Here is a 23,217-nt window from a genome sequence, read left to right as displayed (position 1 = left end):
TGACGCCGGCGACAACGTCATCTACGAAAGGCGGACTCCGTTCGTCCCCGAGAAGGTTGTCCAATGAAGACCATCACCGAGTTTCCCGGCATCATTTTGCGCCTTGCGGCCGACGCTCAGCAGGCCTATCGCCGCCAGCAGCAGGCAGAAGCCCCGGCCAAGAACGCCGAGGTCGAGGCCAAGACCGAAGCCGCAGAGCCGATCGCTGCCAGCGATAGTGCACCGGGGGCCGGGGAGGTTCCGAGCGAGGGCGGAGACTCTGCGGAAGCAGCCTCTGCCGAGGCCGGAGACACCACGGACGCAGCTCCCGCAGAGGCGGGAGACTCCGTCGAAGCAGCCCCTGCCGCCGAGGCGGATCCCGAAGCCCCCGCGGCCCCCGTAGCCCTGGGCGAAGGGCCCGAGGCCGAGGCCGTCAGCGCGGCCGTGGGCATCACAGGCGATCGCCTGACCCGTCTGATGGAGGCGTTGCAGGTCGCGGGAAGCCGCGTTCGTAACGTTCGCCTGATCCGCGTGCTGCAAGGGGACAAGGCTCCTGCAGGCTCGGAGCAAAAAGGAGACTTTTTCTTCCTCATCGACATGATGCCGCGGTCCATGTCCCAGGCCCGGCCCGAGCCCCACGGACGAGGAGGGCGTGATCGCGACGGCCGCCGAGGCGGACGCGAAGGCGGTCGCGGGCCCTCCGGCCCCGGTCGAGGCGGGGACCGACCTCAGGGTCGTTCGGGTCCCGGTGGCCCTCCCGGTGGTCCTCCCGGGCCAGCGGGCGAGCGTCGCGAGGGCGACTTCCGTCGGAGCCGACCACCGGGCGGACCCGGTGGGCCGGGCGGACCCGGTGGAGCCCCGGGAGGCCGGGGACCTGGCCGTCCAGGCGGCGGACGGGGAGAGGGCCGGGGCCCTGCGGGGCCGGGAGGCCCTCCGGGACCTGGAGGCGAGCGCGGCCGCTCATTCGGCGGCGATCGCCGACCGCGGGGACCCCGTCCTGCCAGTGCCACGCCTCCGGTCTACGCTGCCCCGCGACGGGGCGGCTGGGATGAACCCCCGGTGGCGCCCCCCGCAGAAAAGCCCGCAGCGGAGCACCAGCCTGCGCCCGCACCGGCCGAAGCGGCACCCGCCGAAGCGGTCAAGCCCGCCGATCAGGGCTGAGCTGGCGCCGGCCAGGCCAGTTCGGTACCCACCGGCTGGCCTGGAGTTCCGGAGGGGCGAGTTCCCGGCACAGCCGGCGGCGAGGCTGTTTTTTTCCTCACGACGTTCGGCCTCACGGCCTGCGAAGGGGGGGGAAACGCCGGATCAGGGCGAGGCGCCACAGGGAGCACTGTGGGCACGAACCTCGCCCCTTGCTCTCCGGGACTCTCCGGCCAGGGCAACTCGAACGCGACCGGCCGCTCTTTCCCACCAGTGTAAAGGCGCGGGGGAGGGTGTTCAGGCTTCGCGTCCGTAGGCCGCGAGGTCAAGTGGGGCGTCGGCAACTCCAGAGGGTGCTTGCTGCTGTCGTGCGTTTGGTTGGCTGGCGGGGAGGTCGTGTAAATCGTGGCCACACCCAGGCGGTCGTCCAAGCCAGGGCGCCGCTGCCGTACCGTGCCCGTGCTGCTGAACATGACAGCATCAGGGTCCACGCTGTGCCCAAGTCCCAGCACGTGCCCCAGCTCGTGGGTCAAGACGGCTTGAAGATCGAGGTGGTCCGGAGCCACGCGATCCGGGCCCACGAAGCGGTAGTCGCACTCGTTGACCTCGACCACAGCCTCCGCAACGAGGCCGCTGCCCGTCTCGGCCTGAAAGAGGGTGTGGCCAAGAAGACCGGCCGGCCGCTCCCAGCGTCCCTGACAAAAACGAACCTTCACGGCTGCCTCGGGGACGGGCGCGCGGACGAACGTCACGCGCATCTCCGTCAGCGCATTCCAAGCCGCCGCCGCCTCGTCGATGGCCTGTGCGATTTCCTCCGCAGACACGCGCCGGCTCACGAAGGCCGGGTCGACGCCCACGGTGACCGTACCCGGGGCCCAGTGCACGAAGTGGCCCGTATCCGTCTTCATGAGATTGGCGGCCCATCCCTCGGAAGAGAGCAGGGCCATTCCGAAAACCAGGGCCTTACGCATGGCTCGCCCGAGACATCGGCGGGTCTCGTGGCCGAGCTGAGTTTCGCCCGTGGCGTCGCGCGTCGACGAGGGGATCAGGAGGGGCGGCCCGCAGGCGCGCCCAGCGAAGCGCGCAGAACCTCGAGGTTCTCCGCGGAGAAGTGATAGGTGGTCCTGCAGAACTCGCAGACCACCTCGGCTACGCCGGGATCGACCAGAATCGATGCAAGGTCCCGCTCGCCGAGCAGCGCCAACGTGGCTTCGGCCCGTTCTCGGCTGCACTGGCAGCTGAACTGGACAGGGCGGGTGTCGAGGACCCTCAGGTCCGCCGCCACTTCACCCAAGGCCGCCCGGGCCAGGCCCTCTGGGCCGTCGCCGGCGACCTGCATGAGGGCGTCGAAGAAGGCGCCCTGATGCAAGTGTTTGCGCTGCTCTTCGAGCGTGGCCTCGTGCTCGCCGCCTGGCATCGCTTGAAGCAACAAACCGCCGGCCCACAACACGCGCCCCTCCTCATCGAGAGCCGCATCGGCCACGAGGACGCTGTCGATTTGCTCGCTGGTCACCAGATACCGCTCGACGTCCTCGTCGACTTCGCCGGAAAGAAACGCCGTTTGCCCGGTGAAGTGCTCCTTGAGACCGAGATCACGCGCGACCGTCACGAGGCCTTCGGCGCCCGTGAGCGGCGCCAACTTGACGCGGGTACGGGGAGGTACAGGGAGGTCTTGCCCGCCGTTTTTTGGATAGGCCCTTACGTCTCCTGACGAACTCGCGTCAACTGTGAGGGTTCCCAGTGCGCCTTCGCCCAGAAGATGCATGGACACCTTCTCGTCGCCCTTGGTCAGAGTCGCCAGCAAGAGCCCGGAGGTGGCTGCGCGTGCGAGCGCTACGGCGAGAGCCCCCGAGGTTTCGTGGCGGCGGCAGATCTCCCCGCACAGCTCGGTCGAGGTGACCGCCACGAGGCGCATCGAGCCGCCCGCGAGCAGGCAGCGGGCAATCAGGTCTTCGCTGGACATCACATCTCTCAAGCCGTCGCCTCCCGAGCCTCGCCTCCGGAGGATTGCGCGAACTTGCCTCTCGGTGGACGCGTCCGTCAACGAATTTTCCAGGTTTCGAGAGTTCGTTACGAGGTCACCCTTCACGACCCCACCGCCTTCGCCGCTTTGAACCCACATCGGTAGAGCATGCCTTCCACCTGACAGGAGGGCCAGCCCGCCCGCGCAGGCCGGTTTACGGTCGTTGGTCCGCTTGCGAGCCGCAACTACTTAACGAGGCGCGTGCACGGACCGACAAGCCTGGCTCCTGGCTCCGGGCAAGGCGCCGGAGCAGAGGCACCGCGCCTCGAGCGCAAACGCCGCCGAGCGCCTCGACGGCCAGGCGCCGCAGGCGAGGGCGCTCCTGCGCCACCAGCTTTTCCGCGAAGTCCACACCGAGGGCCGCGTCCAACGCCAGCAACGCCTCGAGGGTGCTGCGGGCGAGGTCTTCGAGTCCCGGGTCGGAGGCGCTTTGGTTTACGAGGTGCGCGAGCGTTCGGGCCACGAGAGCCGCGTCTTCGTGAGCCCCCCGCTCTCGGAGCAGGTCCGCCGCTGCCGTGCGGAGGCTGACAGGCGCCTGCTGCCGGGCCAAAAGACGCCGGGCTTCCTCATGCCCCGCAGGAGGCACGCATCGGGCCAGTCCCTGAAACGACACGAGGCGCGCGTCGAGCGGGAGGTCGTCGAGCCGCAGCGATTCCGCCCAGGGCACCCCGGGCGTGCAGGCGGCAGAAAGGCCCTCGAGGTACGCCGCCTTCACGAACTCCCAACGTTCGGCGAGGAGCGCGGTGAGCAACGCAGGTCCCGCGTCGGCAACGTCGGCGCGCGTGCTGAGGCCGCGGGCGGCCGTTTGGCGCACCCGGGGGTCCCGGTCGCGCAGGGCCTCTCGCAAGAGCGCCTTGGCGCGGTCGGTGTCGCTGGCGCCCGTGGCGGCCACCGCGAGGTGGCGAATCACGGGATCGGCATCGCGGGTGAGAGGCCCGAGCGCCTCGACGGCGCTCAGCTCCCCCAACAGTTCGAGCGCTCGGGCGCGGATGAGGAAATCCCCGGAGGGCTCCGAAAGGGCGCGAGCCCGGGCCACGAGCGCAGCACGGGACTCTGCCAGGGGCCGATCGCCGCTTGCGATCCGCGCACGCGTGACCCGCAGCAGCTCGGCCTGTCGTCGGCCTTCAGGGGAGCCGCCGGCAGCAGGGGCATCGCCCAGCATGCCGGCGAGGAGGGCGAGCCAGGACGGTCCTTTCGCGCGCGCAACGGCCTCACGCACCACCTTGTTCGTATCGGTCTCTTCGGCCCCCAGGAGCACAAGCAGCCGCTGGCGGGTCTCGCCGTCGGCGCGGGTGGCCAGCTCTGCGGCGGCGAACGCGCGGCCCGGAAGGGAAGCAGACGGATCTCGCACCACGCCGACGAGGGCAGGGTCCACCGTCGCACCCGCGCGTCTCATCCAGGCGCGCAGCACCTCGGCTGCCTCCGGCGGCGCCTCCTGTCGGCCCAGCGACGCCACGGCCACCGGCAGGGCATCGGGCAGCCAGCCCGCCGGATGGGGAACAGAGCCCTCGGGGAGGCTCGCCAACGCTCGCAAAGTACAGAGCTGACCCGTGGCGCCCTGGCTTGGCAGCGCCGCAATGAGCGCCGCCGCACAGGCGTCCGGTTGGCGAACCCCGTCGAGCAGGCGCAGCGCGGCCGCGCAGTGGGTCCCGGCAGCGATTCGGCCGACGAGATAACCCAAGGCAGCCTCGTCGTCCAGCAGGGTCTGCACCTGCACTCCGCCGAGCCCTACGGGAGGAGGGGGCGCCGGCGTGGCCGTTCCCTCGATGTCCACAGTGACGCAACCGCTCTCGACGGGCGCGGGCAACGCGACCTCGAGGGCCTCCGCCAAGGGGTCCAAGACCTCCACCGTGTAGCGATGCCTCGGTGACAGGGAGAACGTGATCCGGGCCGGCCAGCCACCTCCGCCCTCACGGGGGGCGATGAACCGCATGCCTGTGATGGGGACCCGGGCGGCAGCGCCCACCGAAACGAACCCTCCGTCCGCACCGGGGGTCCAGACCCCAGCACCCCGTCCTTCCGTGAGGCCCCGGGGCGCCAGCAACGTGCCCGGCTCGCCCCAGCGGGTGGCGGGCCCCGACGCCCCGGTCACCCGAAAGCGAGACGACGGGGCATCGGCAAGCGGCACGGAGCGCGCCGCGAGAAGAGTGCCTCGCTCAGAAGCCCGAGGGGCAGGCACGAACACCCTTCGCTTCGGGTCGAAGCGGGCAGGGAAGAGCTCGGCAGGCCGTCCGTCACACCGTCGCAGCGCCGCCACGTGATGCGTACGCTCGAGTCCCTCGGGCGTCACCCTGACCTCCACCCGCACTTCGCCGTCGGGGTCGAGCGCGCCCAGGTCGCCCTCCCAGACAGACGTGAGGCGCCGCGCATCCGGAACGGCCCGGAGCAGCACGCCGCGGCGGGCCTGCCCCGCGAGCGGCCACTGCGCCAAAACAAAGCGCTCGCCGTCGAAGGCCATGCTCTCGGTCCGAACGTCTTCGGGACGCACACCCCGCACGGGCAGCACGGTGCGAGAGTTCCCCCACACCAGCTCCAGCCTGCCCCCCGTCAGAGTGCGGACGTGCGGGGCCACGCTCGAGCCCTCGGCCGCAACGCCGGAGGGAAGGGCGGCCCCCAGAGCCACGCAGAACGACACGCAAACGGAAAGCAGTCCAGCGAGACGCACCCGCTTGCCCTACCACAGGCCGGGCCAAGCGCTGCCATGGAATGAAGACACACCCGAGTGCTGGTGGTATAGAAGCGCCCCCTGACCGAACCGAAAGATCTTTCGCCCCATGACCGAGCAACCGTCCCGCCCCGTGCAGGGCCCCCCAGATAGCGAAGCCGCCGAGGCACGCGCCCATGGCACGCCGCAACAGGGAGCCCCGGGCGGCGTCGCTGGCGTCGTAGCCATCGTGGGCGAGCCGAACGTGGGCAAGTCCACCTTGCTCAATCGCGTGGTGGGCGAAAAACTGGCCATCGTCACACCGAAACCACAGACCACACGGAACCGCATCCTGGGCGTGTGGAACGGTCCGCAGGGCCAGATCGTGTTCGTCGATACGCCCGGCGTCCATGCCGCGCGCTCGGCACTCGGCAAGTACATGGTGGACGAGGCGTATCGCGCCCTCGAGCAGGTCGACGCGGTCCTGATGGTCGTGGATCTGTCCAAGTCGGGAGCGGGAGGTTCACGGCATCTGCCCCGGGGCGCCCGGAAGGGGTCACCCGTGGAAGCGGCTCTTCTCGAGCGGGTCAAGCAGGCGGGCAAACCCGCCGTGCTCGCCCTCAACAAGGTGGACCAGTTCAAGGACAAGTCCAAGCTGTTTCCCGTGCTCGAGGGCTGGAACGAGACAGGCGCCTTCTCGGCCCTCGTGCCCATATCGGCCACGAAGGACAAGCACCTCGATGGGCTCGTGAGCGAGCTCCTGAAGCTGCTCCCGGAAGGCCCCCCCCTCTACGATCCCGACACCCTGACGGATCGTACGGAGCGGTTCCTCGTCGGAGAGCTCGTGCGCGAGCAGGTGTTCTTGCAGCTCTATCAAGAGCTGCCCTTCTCGACGGGGGTCGAGATAGATTCGTGGCAGGAACGGCCTGACAAAGGCGACGTGGTCATCTCTGCGACCATCGTCGTGGAGCGAGAGAGCCAAAAAGCCATCGTGGTCGGGCGCGCCGGCGCCGTGATCCGAGACATCGGCAAGGCGGCCCGACAGGAGGCCACCCAGCTGCTTGGGCGCCCCGCACACCTGAAGTTGTTCGTGAAGGTCTCGCGCGATTGGACGGAAAGCCGCGAGGGCCTCGGTCAGCTTGGCTACGCACCGGAAAGCGACAGATGAAGGCCCGAAAGGCTCCAGGCAAAGCCTCGAAGCGCACGACCAAAGCGCCCAAGCGCGAAGCGGCCCCCGCGCGGGAAACGAAGCCCCTCGCGAAAACGTCGCCCCCCAAACGGCGCATTGGGGGCATCCGTGCCGATGAGACCCTGGCGGTTCAGGGCTCCATGGGCCAGCCGCTCTCGGCAGAGGAACAAGCTCTGCCGCTCGTGGCGCTGGTGGGCCGCCCGAATGTGGGCAAGTCCTCCCTCTTCAACAGACTGGTGGGGGGACGACCCGCCCTCGTGGAGGACGAACCCGGGGTCACGCGAGATCGGCGTTACGGCACCATCAACTGGAACGGCGCGCGGCTTCGCGTGGTGGACACGGGCGGCTTGGATCCGTCGGCTGAAGGCATCCTGGGCGCCATGCGCTCACAGACCTTGCGTGCCGTAGACGAAGCTGACGTGCTGTTGCTGGTGATCGACGCCGTTGCGGGCGTCACAGGGCTCGACCAAGAGGTGGGGCGTACCCTTCGCCGGACAGGGAAGCCCGTGCTCGTGGGCGCCAACAAGGTGGACACCGATAGGCGGGACGCGATGGCCAGCGAGGCTCACGCGCTGGGATTCCCACAAATGTTCCCGATCTCGGCCGCCCACGGCCGGGGGGTGAGTGACCTGATGGAAGCGGTCCTCGGCCACCTGTCGGACCGGATCGCCCCCGCTTTACCCGAACCGAAGCCAAAACGACGCCGCAAGGCCGCCCGGCACGACCCACCCGACGAGGCCCCGAAGGCTGTCGACGCGATCGCCGACTTGGGCAGCGATTCCGAAGATTTAAGCATCGATCTGGAAGCTTTGCATGAGGTCCAGGCGTCGGCCGATCCAGATCCTCGCAGGCCCATTCGGCTCGCGCTCGTGGGAAAGCCGAACGTCGGCAAGTCCTCGCTGGTCAACCGTTTGCTCGGCGAAGAGCGGGTGCTCGTCCATGACCAGCCCGGCACCACGCGTGACCCCATCGACTCGCCGTTCACCTACGGCGGGCAAGACTTCGTCCTCGTGGACACCGCGGGCCTGCGCCGCCGCAAGGTGGTCAAGACGCTGACGGAGGCGGTCTCGGCCAAGATGTCGCGCGACCAGATCGAACGCGCCGATGTCGTCGCCCTGGTGGTGGACCTGGCCGCGGGTGCCAGCGACGAGGACGCCAAGTTGGCCAACTTCGTCGAAGAGGCCGGCAGGGCCCTTGTGGTGGTGCTGAACAAGAGCGACGCCGTCCCGCGGGCTCAAACCGACGCCAAGATCAAGCAGTGCAAGGAACGGCTGTCGTTCGTCTCGTGGGCCAGTTTCGTCGTGACCTCGGCCATGACGGGACGGGCGGTCACCGAAATCATGCGGGCCTCCCAGTCAGCCTTTGGGGCCTGGAGCCGCAGGGTTCCCACCTCCGAGCTCAACCGCAACTTCGAGGAGATGATCGCACGACGGCCGCCGCCTTCGGGCCCGTCGGGGCGCCACATTCGCCTTTACTACTGCACGCAGGCCCGCGTGGCACCTCCCGTATTTTTCGTCAGCGCCAACTTGGCCGAAGCGGTGGGTCAGCCTTACCGCCGCTACTTGGCAAACCAGTTCCGCAAGATCTACGGCTTCGAGGGCAGCCCGCTCAAGGTCGTGGTGCGAGGCCGCCGGACCCCTGAAGACGAGCCCGGGCCCCCAGGACCCCGCCGCAAACGCTGACCTCAAAACAGGCGGTACGACAGACGCACAGCCAGCGCGACGAGGGCAGGCGCCCCGGCGGCGCCCCGGCTGGCACCGTTCAGTTCGACGGGCAAATACGTGTACTGCGCCACGAGGCCGAGGGACCAGCGTCGGTCGAGCAGATAGTCGCCCCCGAGGCCGAGCTGCAGTCCCAGGTCCAGCCGGGCCTGCGGATACGGCCCGGAGGCGCTCACCACGGCCACTCCCGCTTCCGCGAAGGGCAGGACCCGGAGGACATCGAGCGTGTACACCACACCTGCGACCCCTGAGCGCGTCCCCAGTGCTCCGGCCTCCCGCGAGGGGGCCTGGAACCAAGACGTCCCCAAGGCACCGTGCAGAGCCACCGCATCCGAAAGCCCGTACTGGACGTCGGCCGCGACCCCTCCGCCCCAACCCGTGTCGTCCGAGACGACCGCGCCGCCTCCCGAGAGCATCAGCCCCAGCTGCCACTCTTCCTCGGCGGCTGCGTGAAGGGGGGCCGGCAGGCACAGCGCCACCCCGGCGAGGGCCCCAAGGGCCCACCTCGCAGCCGAAGCTCGGTTCCGGCGTCGCGTCGACATGGGGTCGTACTATAGCGGTCGAGGGTCGAACGGCAGCACTGCCCCCCTTTCCGGGCCGTTGAACCCCATCGGGCGCTCGCAGGCCTTCGACGCGGCCCCGGTTCGTCATGTTGACCGCGGTCGGGGCGTCTGTTAATCCGGAGGGGCCGTGGCCAAGAAAAAGCACAAGGAAGAGCTCGCAGAGCTAAAGCAGCCGGACCAGTTCGTTTCGTTCTGGAGCCGGATGGGGGAGCGCGCTGCTCGCCACCGCCGTGCGCTGGTCACGGTCGTCGTCACCGTGCTCGCCGGGACCGCGGCCCTACAGGCCAGCCGCCACGTCTTCGGCAAGCGCGATGCGGACACTTCGCTCGCGTTCGCGCGCATCGAACGGGTGGCGCGGGCGCCCCTGCTTCCCAAAGAGGGCGAGCCTCCGAAATTCGAGGACGGCTTGCCCCACTTCAAGACGGACGCGGAGCGGAAACAAGCCGCGCTGAAGGAGGCCGAATCGTTTTTGGCCACCCATCGCAAAGGGAAGCTAGCGGCCATGGCGGGCCTCATGAAGGCCGACTATTTGCGCGACCTTCAAAGGCACGAAGAGGCCCTGGGTCTTTACGAAACGCTCAGCCAGAACGAAGACCTCACGCCCGACCTTCGGCTCATCGCGCTCGACGGGCTCGCGCTGACGCAGGAGTCACTCGGTAGGCTCGACGCGGCGATGGCCAGCCTGGACAGACTGGTAGCCGCCTCAAAGGAACGAGGGGGCTTCATGGGGGACAGGGCCACGTACCACAAGGCCCGGCTTCTCGAATCGCAGGGCAAGGCAGCAGAAGCCTTGCGACTCTACAAGGCCATCAGCGCCGAATATCCCGACACGACCTTGCGCGAAGAGGTTACCCGCCGCCTTGCCCTTCTCGAGGAAGAGGACACGGCAAAGGCCGGTGGCACGGCGACACCGTGAAGGCGTTTGACCTGAGCCAACTTAGCCGTTTGCGGCGTCGCGGTCCCCGCGTCGAGGCCCGCATCTCGGCAACGGCGCTTGGCCTCGTCACGGTCCTGCTCGGGGGCTGTGCGGCGATGACCGTGCGGCGACCGTCCGAGCCTACGCTGGCCCGGCAAGCCCCCCAGGGGGCGCTGTCGCTGGCGTGGCAGCGTGAGGTTCACGCCCATGAGCTCTTCGAGCCGTCGCCCGAGGAGTGCTCGACGGGCGTCGTGGTGAAGAACCGGTTGGTGCTTGGCAGTCGTGCCCGGGACGTCGTCGCCCTGAGTACGGTTGACGGGACGGTGCTGTGGCGGCGCTCCGTGGGTGCCCAGATCGAAAGCGAGGCGCTCCACGACGCGGAGAGAAACCTGGTGTACGTGGGCGCCAACGACGGCCGGGTGTTGGCACTTCGACCTACGAACGGCGACATCGTTTGGTCCTTCCAGGCCGAGGGCGGCTTGGTCGAGGCGCCCTCCTTGGCAAACGGACGTCTTTTCTTCACGACGAACCGCGGGCGCCTTTACGCACTCAACGCCGACAATGGCCTTTGGCTTTGGGACTACGAGCGGGAGCGTCCCGAAGAGTTCACCATCGCGGGGCAAGCCTCGCCGCGGGTGCACGGCGATACCCTCTACGCAGGGTTTTCGGACGGTTTTCTCGTGGCCCTCGAGCCGGAATCAGGCGAGGTCAAGTGGGCCCGCTCCTTGGCGTCGGCCTCCGAACAGTACGTCGACGTGGATACGACGCCCCTGATATTCGAGGATACCCTGATCGCGGGTTCGCACTCCGGAGGCCTTTACGGCCTGTCCCCGGACGGCTCCACTGTGAAGTGGCGTCTGCCCGTCGAAGGAGCGGGTACGGGCACCTTGGTCGATGGCAAGCTGTTCTTCTCCACACCGCGTGAAGGGCTGTACGCCATCGACCCCCGCGACGGGCACGTTCTGTGGCGCCGCGCCGTGCCGGGGGCGAGCAACCTCACGCGGCCGCGGGTGGTGGGTCCCTATCTCGTGTTCAGCGGGGCGCGGACCGGGCTTTACGTGGTGAACCGCGATTCCGGCACTCTCGCCCAGACGTTCTTCCCGGGACGCGGCATGTGCGCCGCCCCTGCAGTGGACCCGATGGCGGAGCGACTCTACGTACTTTCGAACGGCGGCTCTGTCTACGCGATGAACGTCAGCTGGTAGCGGCCCGGCCGGCGGACAGAAAGCCCGCCATCACCTGACCACAATCGGGTGCGACAGACCAGGTACGATCGGTCAGGTCGAGGTCAGTCGGCGAACCAGCTCTTTGATCCGGCGACCACCCCCGGCGTCCCGGGCGCGCCACTCGAGGCCGAAGCCCGTCTCGTTGCCCCCGCTGTTGGTCCAAGCCACGCGCCCCGAAAACGACATCGCACGGGCTGCGCCTGGCGGAGCCAGCTCGAGCACCACCTCGCGGTCACGATCCGACGGCGGTTGCGTCTCCACGAACGCCCCTCCATGACCAATGTCCCTCAGGGTCCCCGTGCGGGGCTCCTGCTCGCCCTCGAGCCACCAGGAAACCGGCATTGCCAACCGCACGCGCTCATGTCGACGCCGGCTCTTCACAGGATCTCCCGCTGGGGCTACCTCGAGAACGAAGTCGAGCTTGGGTCGCTCGGTCAGGGCGAACTGCACCCCAACACCAGCGCGCACTTTGTCGGCATGCCGCCCCGGTCGACGCCAGCTCACCTGGCCTTCGAGGAGGAGAGGCGGGCGACGGCGACCCAGGCGCACCATGATCCGGACCGGAAATCCCGGCGGCAGCTTGCGCCGGGTGGGGCAAAACACGATGCCTGCGTCAGCTCCGTCTTCCATGGCCGCGTCGCTGGGCGACGTCGCCTCGAAGGCCTCGAAGAACTCCTGGCGGCTGCGGAACAAATACTCAAACGGCGCCCATCCTCGGGGGTCCCCTGGGACGTGGACAAAATCGGTTGCTTTTGAACCCACGGAAGGCATCCTGCTTGGCGTCTGAAACGGAGGAATACTACCTGCGACTCGATGACTTTGACTACGATTTACCACCTGAGCAAATCGCATCCCATCCGCTCCCGGAACGCGACGCATCGCGCCTGTTGATCCTGGATCGAAACGGAACGGGATTCAAATTTAGCGTTTTCAGCCAGTTACCCGGGCTGCTCCGCCCGGGCTCGGTCCTCGTACTCAATGACACCCAGGTCATACCTGCGCGTCTCGCAGCCCGCAAGCCAACGGGCGGTGCCGTGGAACTGCTCCTGGTGCGTCGGCTGGTGGATGCCGAGATCACCGCCGAGGGCTCCGACGCAGCGCTTGAGAAGGCGGCTGCGACACCTGCCACCTTCCGCGAAGTCTGGGAGGTCATGGGCAAGGGCCTGGGTCCGCGAGCGGAGGGGATGGAGCTGAGCATATCGCCTGAGGTGCGTGCGCGCGTCCTTCTAGCAGGGACCCAGGGAAGCTACAAGTTGGCCATCGAGGGTCACGGACACGAAAGTCTGCTTCACGCCGCCGAGACCCTGGGGCGCATTCCTCTGCCCCCGTACATCGAAGCGCAGCGGCGTCGAGCCACGGAGGCCAGCGGAGGTCTGTCGTCACGCGACACCACGGTACCCAACGACGAGCAGCGCTATCAGACCGTCTACGCCAGAGTGCCCGGTGCGGTGGCTGCACCGACCGCCGGCCTGCACTTCACGCCGGAGGTGCTCGCCGAGGTGAGGGCGCGCGGCCACGAAATCGTCTTTCTCACGCTTCACGTCGGACCGGGGACGTTTCGTCCGGTCAAGGAAGACGATCCGTCCCGGCACCGCATGGAGGAGGAGCATTACGTACTGCCCGCGGCCACGGCGGATGCGGTGAGCCGCGCCCGCGCCGAAGGGCGGCCCGTCGTGGCCGTGGGAACGACCGTCGTGCGCACGCTCGAAGGGGCTTTCCGCCAAGGCTTTCAGCCAGGCCCGGGGCGCACCGACGTTTTCATCAAGCCGGGGGACTCCTTCAACGTGGTGACGGACCTGATCACCAACTTTCACCTGCCCAAGTCCACCTTGCTCATGCTGGTGTCGGCCTTCGCGGGACGGGACCACGTTCTAGCCGCCTACAAGGCGGCCGTGGAGGCGAAGCTACGCTTTTACAGCTACGGCGACGCCATGTTCATCTCGCCGGGGCAGGTCTAACGCGCACGGGACAGGTGGCAAAGTTCGCGTTAAGACTTGCGGGTTCCGCTCTGACGCCGCCCCCAAGGAAACGTACATGCCCGATGTCACGCCCGTGTTCACCGAGGAAGCCCGTGACGGCCAAGCACGCGCCGGTCGCCTCCGAACCGCTCACGGAGAGGTTCCCACGCCGATCTTCATGCCGGTGGGCACCCAAGCCACCGTCAAGGCGCTGTCGTCCGGGGATCTCGAGACCCTGCAGGCGCCCATCATCCTGGGCAACACGTATCATCTGGCGTTGCGCCCCGGCGCCGACCTCATCCGCGATCTCGGAGGCCTACACGGCTTCATGTCGTGGAACAAGGCAATCTTGACGGACTCTGGCGGGTTCCAGATCTTCAGCTTGGCCGAGCGTCGCAAAATCGACGAGGACGGGGTCACGTTTCAGTCTCACATCGACGGCAGCCTCGAGCGGTTCACCCCAGAACGGGCGATGCAAATCCAGGCCGCGCTGGGGAGCGACATCGCCATGGCCTTCGACGAATGCCCTCCAGCCGACGCCCCGCAGGCGGCAGTGATCGCTGCCATGGATCGCACCACCCGCTGGGCGCACCGTTGCCTGACGGAGGCGCCTGCTCCGGGTCAGCTCCGCTTCGGCATCATTCAAGGGGGCGTGCACGTGGATCTGCGCCTCCGCCATCTCGAACAGATGGCCCCGCTGGGCTTCGATGGCTTGGCGCTGGGGGGCTTGTCGGTGGGAGAACCTCCCCCTGTCATGTACGAGGTGGTCTCGGCTGTGGCGCCACGAATGCCAAGCGATCGGGCGCGCTACTTGATGGGGGTGGGAACGCCGGCAGACCTCCTGACCTGCATCAGGGCCGGAATCGACATGTTCGATTGTGTCATGCCCACGAGAAACGCTCGCAACGGCCATCTCTTCACGCCTGATGGTCACCTCAACATCGCCAACGCGGTTCACAAGACGGACCAGCGCCCTCTGGTGGAGGGGTGTCCTTGCGAAGCATGCCGGCGCTATAGCCGAGCGTATCTATCGCACCTCTTCCGAGCCAAGGAGCTGCTCTTCCACAGGCTGGCCACCCTCCACAACCTGCAGGTCTATCTGGACCTCGTGCGAGGCGCCCGCCAGGCCATCTTCGACGGCCGTATCGATGCCTACGTCGACACGGCTCTTCGTAGACTGCGCGGCGGCTGAGCGGCTTCGAGGGTCTGCGCCCCGCCGCAGAGCCAAGTCGTCGGCGTAAGCGGCGTCACTCCATGCCGCGGTTGCGCTTGATTTGCTCCATGACCTTGCCGTACTCCACCTCCCAGGTGGAGGTGCCTTCTTCCAGGTTCTTGATGCGGCGGCGAACCTCCGCATCGAGCTCTTGGTCGGCGGTCATGTGACGCTTGAGCACGTTCGTCATCGACCGGCGCAGCTGGTTGTCCTCCGCAAACACCTCATCGACGTGAGGCGAGTTCAGGAACGCTTCGATGAGCTGGGTCGTGATCCAGGCCAGGCCTTCTTCGCCAAGGCCGAAGCGCTTCTCTTCGGCCACGGAGCGCTTGACACGCCCGAACTGCTCGTAGGGGAGGTTCTTCTGCTGAAGGATGTCTTTTGCCCGGTCCGTAATCTCCCGGTCGAGCCGTGTGTATTCCTTCAGAACGGCCTGCACGTCGAGTTCGGCTTCGCCCCGGTCCGACACCGCGATGGCGCCTTCGTCGACCAAGGCTTTCACGACCTCGGAGCCAATCAGCGGGATTTTCGTGGAGTAAAGACGCATGCCAGCGCGGTTTATACGGGGGGCGGCCGGCGAGCGTCAAGGCAAGGCCGCCCTGCAATCGCCCATTCGGCTCATTCGAAACCGGCTTGCCCGAAAACAGTCACGCAAGTTCAACGGGCGTTTCGACAAGAACGGTTCGGTTCTCGCACGCCGACTCTTGACAGGCGGCTCGCCTTGAGCAAAATCGCGTCTCCCCTGGCGGATTAGCTCAGCTGGTTAGAGCAGGCGTTTCATACGCGCCGGGTCCGGGGTTCGAGTCCCTGATCCGCCACAAAAAAAGCGCCGGAGGAATGATGATTCCTTCGGCGCTTTTTTTACTCACGAGCCTACAGGCCCGGAGTCGGTGACACAGGGTGCGTCAAGGGGCAGGGGGTTCAGTGCCGGCGGCGCCAGGCTCCGTGGCTGCGGCAGCCGGTTCGGCTTCGGCCTGAGCCTGGGGCTCTTCGGCGGCGCGGTCCCACTTGTCCGCTTTGCCGTCGCCCTTGGTATCGTAGCCGATGCGGTCGAGTTTTCCGTTCTCGTAGTACTGCCACTCGTCGACACGGCCGTCGCCGTTGGCGTCGCGCTCGACGCGCGCCACCTTGCCGTTTTCGTAGAACTCGACGTAGTCCGGGCGCGCGTTGAAGTCCATGTCCCGTTCGAGGCGCACACGCTTGCCGGCGCTATAGAACACGGTTTGGTCGAAGCGGCCGTCGAAGTCGAGGTCGAACTCCGACATCTCCACCTTTCCGTCGTCTCCGTAGTGGTCGATGAGATCCACCTTGCTGTCGAGATTGAGATCCACCTGCTTGCACGACAAGCGCTGGGTCTCCCCCCCTTCGGCATAGAATTTCCAGACGTCGGGCTCGTTGTCCTGGTTGGTATCGGCCGTCACGACCTGCTTGCCGCTTTCTCGGCAGCGGGAGCGGTCGATGTTGCCCATACCCCAGTTGACTTCACTGCCCCCTGCGGCGTTGGCCGTATTTTTCTTCTGCGAACCACCACAAGCCACGAGGCCCAGGCTGGACGCGAAGAGCGTGGCCGTGAGAGCCGAGGCCAACCATGCGATGGGCTTGCGACGAGGTCCCGTCGAACGCCCGGACTCCGTTTGAATCATGCAGCTACGCTAAGGCGAAACCCGAGCGGCATCAAGAGATTGCAATGTTCGAGCCCTCTCGAACTCGCAGCATGCGATGGCGCGACGAGTCGTGAAGCTTCTCCCGCAGGGGGCCGAGGCCGCTTCTCTTTGACTATTCATGTATGGTCATGCATGGTCTCGCCCATGGCGCGGAAGAAAATCTCCACGACCGTCTACATCACCCCTGAGCAGAGCGAGTTGCTCAAGGCCCTACATGAGCGTACCAAGGTGCCCATTGCGGAATACATTCGCCAGGGCATCGATTTGATGCTGGAGCGGGAAAAGCACAACCTCCCGGGACAGCAACAACTCTTGCTCAACATGCCCCGACCCCAGTAGTGAATAGAGTCCGTTCACGCGCCTGTCGTTGGACCTTTTCCCACACCGTTCGCCAGAAACCACCTCCGTGACCACCCCGACCCGGCTGATTCGTAACTTCTCCATCATCGCCCACATCGACCACGGAAAGTCGACGTTGGCCGATCGCCTCCTGGACGAGACGGGTGCGCTCACCCAGCGGGAGCAGCGGGCGCAGTTCATGGACAGCATGGACCTCGAGCGCGAGCGGGGCATTACGATCAAGGCTGCCACGGTGAGGCTCGAGTACAAAGCCAACGACGGGGAGACCTACGAGCTGAATCTCATCGACACCCCGGGGCACGTCGACTTTCACTACGAGGTCTCGCGCTCGCTCAACGCCTGCGAGGGCGCTCTCTTGGTGGTGGACGCTTCCCAAGGCGTGGAGGCCCAAACGATGGCCAACGTCTACATGGCCTCCGAGCTCAACCTCACGGTCGTGCCCGTCTTGAACAAGATCGACCTGCCTGCGGCTGACCCCGAAGGCGTTCGGAGGCAGATCGAAGAGGTCATCGGCATCGACGCCAGCGAGGCGATCGAGGCGTCCGCCAAGGACGGCCGCGGCATCTCGGAGATCCTCGAAGCCATCGTGAAGAAGGTTCCCCCTCCCAAGGGCGACCCTGCAGCCCCCTTGCGGGTTCTCTTGCTGGACAGCTGGTACGACACCTATCGGGGGGTCGTGCTGCTGGTTCGTGTCTTCGATGGGGTCTTGCGGCGAGGTCAAAAGATTCTGCTCATGGCGGCGGGCCGGGATTTCGAGCTGCAAACGATCGGTGCCTTTGCTCCGTTCGCTCGCGAGATCGACGAGCTCGGCCCCGGTGAGGTGGGTTTCCTCACGGCCGCCATCAAAGACGTCGCCCTTGCGCGGGTGGGGGACACGATCACGGAAACGGGGCGCCGCTGTCTCGAACCGCTACCGGGCTTTCAGCCTGCAAAGCCCATGGTTTTTGCCGGCATTTTCCCCACAGACTCGGCGAAGTACGGCGATTTGAGGGACGCACTCGAGAAGCTACGATTGAACGACGCTTCCATCTCGTGGGAACCCGAGACCTCGGAGGCCCTCGGCTTCGGTTTTCGCTGCGGCTTTTTGGGGCTGCTCCACATGGAGATCGTGCAAGAGCGGCTCGAACGCGAGTTCAACTTGGATCTCATCACCACCGCGCCCACCGTGCGCTTTCGGGTCACCCGCCGCGGTTCGGGAGAGGTGACCGAGCTCGATAACCCTGCCAAGCTGCCTCCCGAGGGCGACATCGACCACATCGACGAGCCCATCATCGCCTGTACGATCCACACGCCTCCCGAATACATCGGCGCCATCTTGAAGCTGTGCGAGGACCGGCGGGGCACCCAGACGGGCTTGCAGTACATCAGCGAGTCTCGCGTGATCATTCGTTACGATTTGCCCCTCACGGAGGTCGTCTACGGATTCTTCGACAAACTCAAGTCGATCTCTCGCGGCTACGCGAGCATGGACTACGAGCCCAATGGCTATCGTCCCGCCCAGCTGGTGCGGCTGGACCTCCTCGTCAACGGGGAGAAGGTAGATTCACTGTCCGCCATCGTCCACCGCGTGAGCTCTTATGACAAGGGTAGGGACCTTTGCGAAAAGATGAAAGAGCTCATCCCTCGACAGCAGTTCGAGGTAGCCATACAGGCTGCGATAGGCTCGAAAGTGATCGCCCGCACGACGGTGAAGGCTCTTCGAAAGAACGTCACTGCGAAGTGCTACGGCGGCGACATCTCCAGAAAGCGCAAGCTGCTCGAGCGCCAAAAAGAGGGCAAAAAGCGGATGAAGCAGGTGGGTAGCGTTGAGATTCCCCAAGAGGCCTTCCTGGCCATTCTGAAGGTCGACTGAGCAAAGAGAAATGGGATGACTGGATTCTTCGATACCTGGAAAGCGCGCCGCGAGCTCAAGCGCACACGTGGAGAGGCCAGGCATGCGCTTGCCGAGTGCCGACGCATCCTCAAAAAGCGTGGCTATTTGGTGCCCGAGGCGGCGACACAAGAACTGAAGATCCATGCCGATGCGGTGGAGGCCGCCCTTGGCACTCCCGACGTGGAACGGCTTCGGGAAGCCGTGGTAAGTCTGGATGACCGCATGACGAAACACCTTTCCTTCGCCCGCAAGTCGGCCATCCGAGAATACGCTGAGTCGATTGGGGTGGCCGTAGGCATCGCCATCTTCTTGCGCGCGTTCGTCGTCGAGGCGTTTCAGATCCCCTCCGGGTCGATGATCCCCACGCTGCAAGTGGGGGACCACATTTTCGTCTCGAAGTTTTCCTACGGAATCACCATTCCGTTCACGGACCGCAAGCTCGTCGACTTCGGGCCTCCAAAGCGGGGCGACGTGATCGTGTTCAAAGTACCCGGGGGACCCGTCCATCGACTACATCAAGCGGTGTCGTGGGTCTCCCTGGAGACGAGGTGGAAATCCGGGACGACCAGATCTTCATCAACGGCAAGCCTGTCGCTCGTGAGCACCAACCCGACAGCTGCAAGCCCGAACAAGAGCGATCCATCTTCACGAGAGAGTGTGAGCTCTGGGTTGAGCACCTGGGCGAACGGACGCACGACACCATCTTTTACGGCGGGGGCGACTCGTTCGATTCCATCAAGGTTCCCGAAGGCTCGGTTTTCGTGATGGGCGACAACCGAGACAACTCGAACGACTCCCGGGTTTGGGGCAAAGTCCCCCTCGAGTACGTCAAGGGCCGCGCCCTCGTCGTATGGTGGTCACGCGGTCCCACGCGCGCCGAAGGGCTCGGGGCGTGGTTCAACGCGATTCGCTGGCAACGCTTTTTTTCCCTCATCCGTTAGGCAGATGAGGGCCGTGGTCAGCGGCGCACGACCGCCAGCACGAGCGCCAGCACGATGAGCAGAGCGCCCGCGACCACGCCGAGGCGCATGAGCTGTTGGCGTCGGGGCGCTCCACTGGCAGCCGCCCGGGCACGCTCGATGTGCCTTCGCAGGTCGTTGACGTCCGCGTGACGGTCTTCTGGATTCTTCGTGACCATCTTCAGGACGACCTCGTCCACGTAGGCGGGTAAATTCAGGTCGGGGCGCAGCTCCGAAGGCGCGGGAGGGGCCTTGTGCAGATGAAACTCGATCACCTCCGTAGAGCTCTTGGCGTTCTTGAAGGGCAGCTGCCCGGTGAGCATTTCGTAGCTCATCATGCCCAGGGCATAGATGTCGGAACGACCGTCCAGGGCCTTTCCGCGCAGCTGCTCCGGAGACATGAACTCGAGGGTGCCGACCGTCTGACCGATGGCGGTCAGCGCGGGGCCGCGGGCACCGTCTCCCGAGACAATCTTGGCGATGCCGAAATCGAGCACCTTCACCAGATCCCCGTCCTGCGTGACCTCGATCATGACGTTCTCCGGCTTCATGTCCCGGTGAACGATACCCTGGCGGTGAGCCTCGCCCAGGGCCTGAGCCACCTGGTCGAGAATGCCGAGCACCCGGTCGGGTTCGAGCGTGCCGGCTGCCTTCTGCACTTGCTGAAGACTCTTTCCCGAAAGGAGCTCCATGGCCAGGTAGAGCACACCATCTTCGGTTTCGTCGAAGTCGTACGTGATGACCGTGTGCGGATCCCTCAGCTTCGAGCACGCCTCGGCCTCGCGCTTGAATCGAGCCACGACGGTAGCGTCCGCCACGTTGTGGGGATGAAGGATCTTGAGCGCCACGTCTCGCCCTGTCGCGAGCTGCTTACCCTTGAAGACAGCTCCGAACCCCCCTTCGCCGATCTTGTGTTCGACCAGGTAGCGGCCGTTGAGCTTGCGCCCCACCAGGCGGTCCACGGACCTGGCCTTCGCATAGGCCTTGCTAGCGAGCGCTTTGGGGTCGGTGGCCGGACTCGAACGATCGGCGGCGGCAGAGACGGGCTCGGGCACCGGTGAGGCTACAGGAGACATGCCGAGGGTTGCGGCCGCGTTTCCTGAGGTCGTGAGCTTTTCGCCGCATTCCCCGCAAAACCTCGCACCGGCTTCGATGGGGGCACCGCAGCGGGGACACGGAGGCTCACGGGAGGGTTCGACGTTGGTCACGGCACGTTCGACGTTGAGGGGTGCGCCCCAAGCTGTTCTTGTTCGAGCGTTCGGGCTCGATCGAAGTGCAGGAAAAGCCCCGCGCCCACGGCCGCCAACAACACGAGCACGACGAAGGTGACCACGGACCGGCTGCTTTCGTCTGCGGCGTTGCCTTCCCGGGGAACCGGAATGTCCTGGAGGGTCTTGAGTCCGGCGTCGCTGGTCATCGAGATGAACTCTCGCGGAACCGTGACCTCCTGGGTTGCCTTCTCGGGCAACTCGGCGCGGTCCCCCGGGCTCCGTCCCGGGTCACAGGGCACGAATTCCACGAGATCCGATGCTGTTGCCTCGGCGAGAGCGCCCCCCTCAGCCTTGAAGAGCACCACCGTGACGTTGTCGGGCCCCTCGTGTTCCAGGGCCCGCGCAATGAGCGCGTCCGCGGCTTTTTTGATCTCGGGCTCGTTCCTCAAGATTTCGAGGATCTCGTCGTCGCCAACGGGTCCGTGCAAGCCGTCCGACGACAGCAGTACCACGTCCCCTTGGCGCAAGGACACCTGAGAGAGCACCACATCGACGCGCTCTTGTACGCCCAGCGCCTGCAAAATGATGTTGGCGTGTTCGAACTGCTTGGCCTCTTCGGGCGTCATGGCGCCGGCTTCGATGAGCTGCCAGGCCAGAGACTGATCTTTCGTGACTTGGGCAAGACGCCCCTGCCGGAGGACATAACAGCGAGAGTCTCCGATCTGGCCAATCACCAGGCTCGCGTCGCGGAGCGCTGCAACCGTGCACGTGGTACCCATGCCGCGCTCACTCTGGTTGTCGCGCGACTGGGCGTAAATGCGATCGTTGGCGTCCTCGACGGCCCTGCGAAGGCCCCGGGCAAAATCGTCGCGCGAGGAGGGTGAATAGCTCGCCATCGACGACGAGATGGAATCGACCGCCATGAGGGAGGCCACCTCGCCGGCGGCCGCGCCCCCCATGCCATCGCACACCAGAAAGACTGCCCCCTTGTCGCCGAGGCCGAACACCAACGGAGCGTCCATCTCGTGGGTACGAAACCCATCGTCGAGATTGGCAACAAGGAAATTGTCCTCGTTGTGCTCGCGGATCAAGCCCACGTCGGTGCGGCCGAACACGGAAATCCGCAGGTCGCGCCCGTTCGGAGCGGCGACATCGGCGCCCGTACGCGTGTCGTCGCCTTCCGCGTCACTCATGCGGCGAAGCCCCTCGGGCGAAGGCCCTCGCACGCCAGGGAGGAGAATTCGAGGATATGGGCAGGGCGTTTTTCACGGAGCATCCTCATGATAACTCGAAGCGTAGGAGTTCGTCTCCTAAGCGGATCATCTCTCCGTTTTGGAGGGGGTGGGCCTCGCGCAGTCGCACGAAACTACCGTTCGAGCTGCCAAGGTCCTCGAGCTCGTACCCGCCACCCCGGTTCCGGATCGCCGCGTGGCGTCGCGACATGAACTCGTCACTCGAAAACACGATGTCCCCTTGCTCTCGACCCAATATCACCTCCGCGCGGGTCAGATGGTAGATGTCCCGCGCCGTGCCGGCCGCCGTCATTTGGCGAAGACGCCCCCAGGGGGAGTGGGTGGGCGTACCGAAGAGCACGACGCCTTGTTCGATGCCCGGGGGGAGGGTGCGCTCCACGGCAGGGACCTCCTCGAACATCAAGACCTGCTTGCCGACGAGCATGTGGTCCCCATGTCGCACCGTCTTGGGTTGCGAGATGCGAATGTAGACGCCGTTGCGGAGCTCGAGGGGAATCAGGGTGAATCCGTGCGGGCCGCGCACGATGCGCGCGTGGCGCGCAGCCAGGTGGGGGTCCTCGAAAAGCAGCTCTCCCTCGCTTCGGCCGATGTCGAGCTGCTCGCGGTCGATCGTGTATACAGCGCCGTCGGAACCGTCCCGGCGTACGGCCACGAGGCGCGCTCGACGAGGCGCATGCGGGGGCGGCACCGCCGAGACCGGGGTCCGCAAGCGCGCGCCACACTCGAAGCAAAAGTTCGTGTCCGACGGATTTTCGTTTCCGCAGGCCAAGCAAGGAACGGCCGGCGTCGGGACGCCCAGGCCCTTTCCGCAGAACTGGCAAAAGGACGCCGTCGACGCATTCGTACGCCCACAAGCAGGGCAGGGCGAGGCCCTGGGGGCGTCAGGGGCCAACAAGCGGCGTCCCTCGGAATCCGCCGCGCCCGTGCGCACGCGCAGCACGGCGCTTGGACTTCGGCTGGTTTGGATCAGCGAGCCTCGTGCTGAGGTTTGCAACGGGCGCAATCCTCTGGTAACAGGCGAGCGGAGAGTTCTTCATCGAAAGCCCTTCGGGCGCTCATCGTCGCCGCGAAACGACGCTTTTCCAAGCATTTAACAGGGCCTCGGCACAGGCGTCAAACATGTCCATTCGCACAACTTCCCGCATTTTCGCTCGAAACCCCTCGCGTTGCGAGGGTAGGTGAGCGACAAGGCGTTCGGGTCGGGAGACCCCGTCGCGCCTCTGGCCGTCCGGCCCGCTACCGCACGGGGCCGAACGGGTGGGTTGCCCCCCCAGATGTGGGTCATCGGTGCATGCGCGGCACTTTGCTGGGCCGCCTGCGGTCCG

General features: G+C 66.2%; 20 protein-coding genes and 1 tRNA gene. 11 read left to right on the top strand and 10 right to left on the bottom strand.

Translation table 11 applies throughout. From position 1 onward, the window contains the following. Nucleotides 1-63: 63 nt before the first annotated feature. Complete coding sequence (locus KA712_25635; GenBank protein MCG5056342.1) at nucleotides 64-1,140, top strand: hypothetical protein; 1,077 nt, start codon at nucleotides 64-66, stop codon at nucleotides 1,138-1,140. On the opposite strand, the gene KA712_25630 is transcribed toward KA712_25635, so the two are convergent. The 3 genes from KA712_25630 to KA712_25620 all read right to left on the bottom strand — a co-directional run bounded on the left by KA712_25630 (nucleotide 1,131) and on the right by KA712_25620 (nucleotide 5,807). After that, nucleotides 1,131-2,090, bottom strand: a complete 960-nt coding sequence (locus KA712_25630; GenBank protein ID MCG5056341.1) for a matrixin family metalloprotease — start codon at nucleotides 2,088-2,090, stop codon at nucleotides 1,131-1,133. The two genes, KA712_25635 and KA712_25630, sit on opposite strands and share 10 nt — an antisense overlap. A gap of 74 nt (nucleotides 2,091-2,164) precedes the next feature. Next, nucleotides 2,165-3,082: an Hsp33 family molecular chaperone HslO gene (locus KA712_25625; GenBank protein ID MCG5056340.1), complete on the bottom strand. Its 918-nt coding sequence runs from the start codon at nucleotides 3,080-3,082 to the stop codon at nucleotides 2,165-2,167. Nucleotides 3,083-3,296: 214 nt separating this feature from the next. Continuing rightward, nucleotides 3,297-5,807, bottom strand: coding sequence for a HEAT repeat domain-containing protein (locus KA712_25620; GenBank protein ID MCG5056339.1), 2,511 nt, complete (start codon nucleotides 5,805-5,807; stop codon nucleotides 3,297-3,299). Nucleotides 5,808-5,916: 109 nt separating this feature from the next. Between KA712_25620 and era the strand changes: the two genes are divergently transcribed. Next, nucleotides 5,917-6,954 carry a GTPase Era gene (gene era / locus KA712_25615; protein MCG5056338.1) on the top strand — a complete coding sequence of 346 codons (1,038 nt, stop codon included), beginning with the start codon at nucleotides 5,917-5,919 and terminating at the stop codon, nucleotides 6,952-6,954. Further along, on the top strand, nucleotides 6,951-8,657 hold the full coding sequence (gene der / locus KA712_25610) for a ribosome biogenesis GTPase Der (GenBank protein MCG5056337.1): 1,707 nt from the start codon (nucleotides 6,951-6,953) through the stop codon (nucleotides 8,655-8,657). Before era ends, der begins: the two co-directional genes overlap by 4 nt. 2 nt (nucleotides 8,658-8,659) lie before the next feature. On the opposite strand, the gene KA712_25605 is transcribed toward der, so the two are convergent. Beyond that, a complete protein-coding gene (locus tag KA712_25605; GenBank protein MCG5056336.1) occupies nucleotides 8,660-9,238 on the bottom strand; it encodes a hypothetical protein in 579 nt (192 codons plus the stop codon). A 148-nt stretch (nucleotides 9,239-9,386) separates the two neighbouring features. Between KA712_25605 and KA712_25600 the strand changes: the two genes are divergently transcribed. Continuing rightward, nucleotides 9,387-10,175, top strand: a complete 789-nt coding sequence (locus tag KA712_25600) for a hypothetical protein (protein ID MCG5056335.1) — start codon at nucleotides 9,387-9,389, stop codon at nucleotides 10,173-10,175. Next, complete coding sequence (locus KA712_25595) at nucleotides 10,172-11,380, top strand: PQQ-binding-like beta-propeller repeat protein (protein MCG5056334.1); 1,209 nt, start codon at nucleotides 10,172-10,174, stop codon at nucleotides 11,378-11,380. Before KA712_25600 ends, KA712_25595 begins: the two co-directional genes overlap by 4 nt. Before the next feature lie 72 nt (nucleotides 11,381-11,452). Here KA712_25595 and KA712_25590 read toward each other — a convergent pair whose 3' ends face one another. Continuing rightward, on the bottom strand, nucleotides 11,453-12,163 hold the full coding sequence (locus tag KA712_25590) for a PilZ domain-containing protein (GenBank protein MCG5056333.1): 711 nt from the start codon (nucleotides 12,161-12,163) through the stop codon (nucleotides 11,453-11,455). 41 nt (nucleotides 12,164-12,204) lie between these two features. Between KA712_25590 and queA the strand changes: the two genes are divergently transcribed. Then, nucleotides 12,205-13,359 (top strand): tRNA preQ1(34) S-adenosylmethionine ribosyltransferase-isomerase QueA, encoded by a 1,155-nt coding sequence (gene queA / locus KA712_25585; GenBank protein ID MCG5056332.1) that lies wholly within the window; start codon nucleotides 12,205-12,207, stop codon nucleotides 13,357-13,359. 76 nt (nucleotides 13,360-13,435) lie between these two features. Then, entirely contained in the window at nucleotides 13,436-14,551 is a 1,116-nt protein-coding gene (gene tgt, locus KA712_25580) for a tRNA guanosine(34) transglycosylase Tgt (protein MCG5056331.1), read from the top strand. A gap of 55 nt (nucleotides 14,552-14,606) precedes the next feature. Here the strand turns inward: tgt and KA712_25575 are convergent, their stop codons facing one another. Next, the gene (locus KA712_25575; protein MCG5056330.1) at nucleotides 14,607-15,119 is read right to left on the bottom strand and encodes a DUF507 family protein; all 513 of its coding nucleotides are present in this window, start codon (nucleotides 15,117-15,119) and stop codon (nucleotides 14,607-14,609) included. A gap of 197 nt (nucleotides 15,120-15,316) precedes the next feature. Here KA712_25575 and KA712_25570 point away from each other — a divergent pair. Next, nucleotides 15,317-15,390, top strand: a tRNA-Met gene (locus KA712_25570). A gap of 87 nt (nucleotides 15,391-15,477) precedes the next feature. Here KA712_25570 and KA712_25565 read toward each other — a convergent pair. Further along, nucleotides 15,478-16,215 (bottom strand): hypothetical protein, encoded by a 738-nt coding sequence (locus KA712_25565; GenBank protein MCG5056329.1) that lies wholly within the window; start codon nucleotides 16,213-16,215, stop codon nucleotides 15,478-15,480. A 165-nt stretch (nucleotides 16,216-16,380) separates the two neighbouring features. Here KA712_25565 and KA712_25560 point away from each other — a divergent pair, with 165 nt between their 5' ends. The 3 genes from KA712_25560 to lepB all read left to right on the top strand — a co-directional run bounded on the left by KA712_25560 (nucleotide 16,381) and on the right by lepB (nucleotide 19,234). Next, nucleotides 16,381-16,575, top strand: coding sequence for a ribbon-helix-helix domain-containing protein (locus KA712_25560; protein MCG5056328.1), 195 nt, complete (start codon nucleotides 16,381-16,383; stop codon nucleotides 16,573-16,575). A gap of 67 nt (nucleotides 16,576-16,642) precedes the next feature. After that, nucleotides 16,643-18,448 (top strand): translation elongation factor 4, encoded by a 1,806-nt coding sequence (gene lepA / locus KA712_25555; protein MCG5056327.1) that lies wholly within the window; start codon nucleotides 16,643-16,645, stop codon nucleotides 18,446-18,448. A gap of 15 nt (nucleotides 18,449-18,463) precedes the next feature. Then, nucleotides 18,464-19,234 carry a signal peptidase I gene (lepB, locus tag KA712_25550; GenBank protein ID MCG5056326.1) on the top strand — a complete coding sequence of 257 codons (771 nt, stop codon included), beginning with the start codon at nucleotides 18,464-18,466 and terminating at the stop codon, nucleotides 19,232-19,234. Nucleotides 19,235-19,427: 193 nt separating this feature from the next. Here lepB and KA712_25545 read toward each other — a convergent pair whose 3' ends face one another. The 3 genes from KA712_25545 to KA712_25535 form a co-directional block, all read right to left on the bottom strand. After that, nucleotides 19,428-20,636: a protein kinase gene (locus KA712_25545; GenBank protein MCG5056325.1), complete on the bottom strand. Its 1,209-nt coding sequence runs from the start codon at nucleotides 20,634-20,636 to the stop codon at nucleotides 19,428-19,430. Beyond that, the gene (locus KA712_25540) at nucleotides 20,633-21,832 is read right to left on the bottom strand and encodes a protein phosphatase 2C domain-containing protein (GenBank protein ID MCG5056324.1); all 1,200 of its coding nucleotides are present in this window, start codon (nucleotides 21,830-21,832) and stop codon (nucleotides 20,633-20,635) included. The genes KA712_25545 and KA712_25540 overlap by 4 nt, the downstream gene beginning before the upstream one ends. A gap of 85 nt (nucleotides 21,833-21,917) precedes the next feature. Further along, nucleotides 21,918-22,886, bottom strand: coding sequence for an FHA domain-containing protein (locus KA712_25535; GenBank protein ID MCG5056323.1), 969 nt, complete (start codon nucleotides 22,884-22,886; stop codon nucleotides 21,918-21,920). Nucleotides 22,887-23,217 lie beyond the last annotated feature (331 nt).

The organism is Myxococcales bacterium, assembly GCA_022184915.1.
Lineage (GTDB): Bacteria > Myxococcota_A > Polyangia > Fen-1088 > Fen-1088 > JAGTJU01.
The sequence above is the reverse complement of the archived record's forward strand: the minus strand, read 5'-3'. Positions and strand labels throughout refer to the sequence as shown.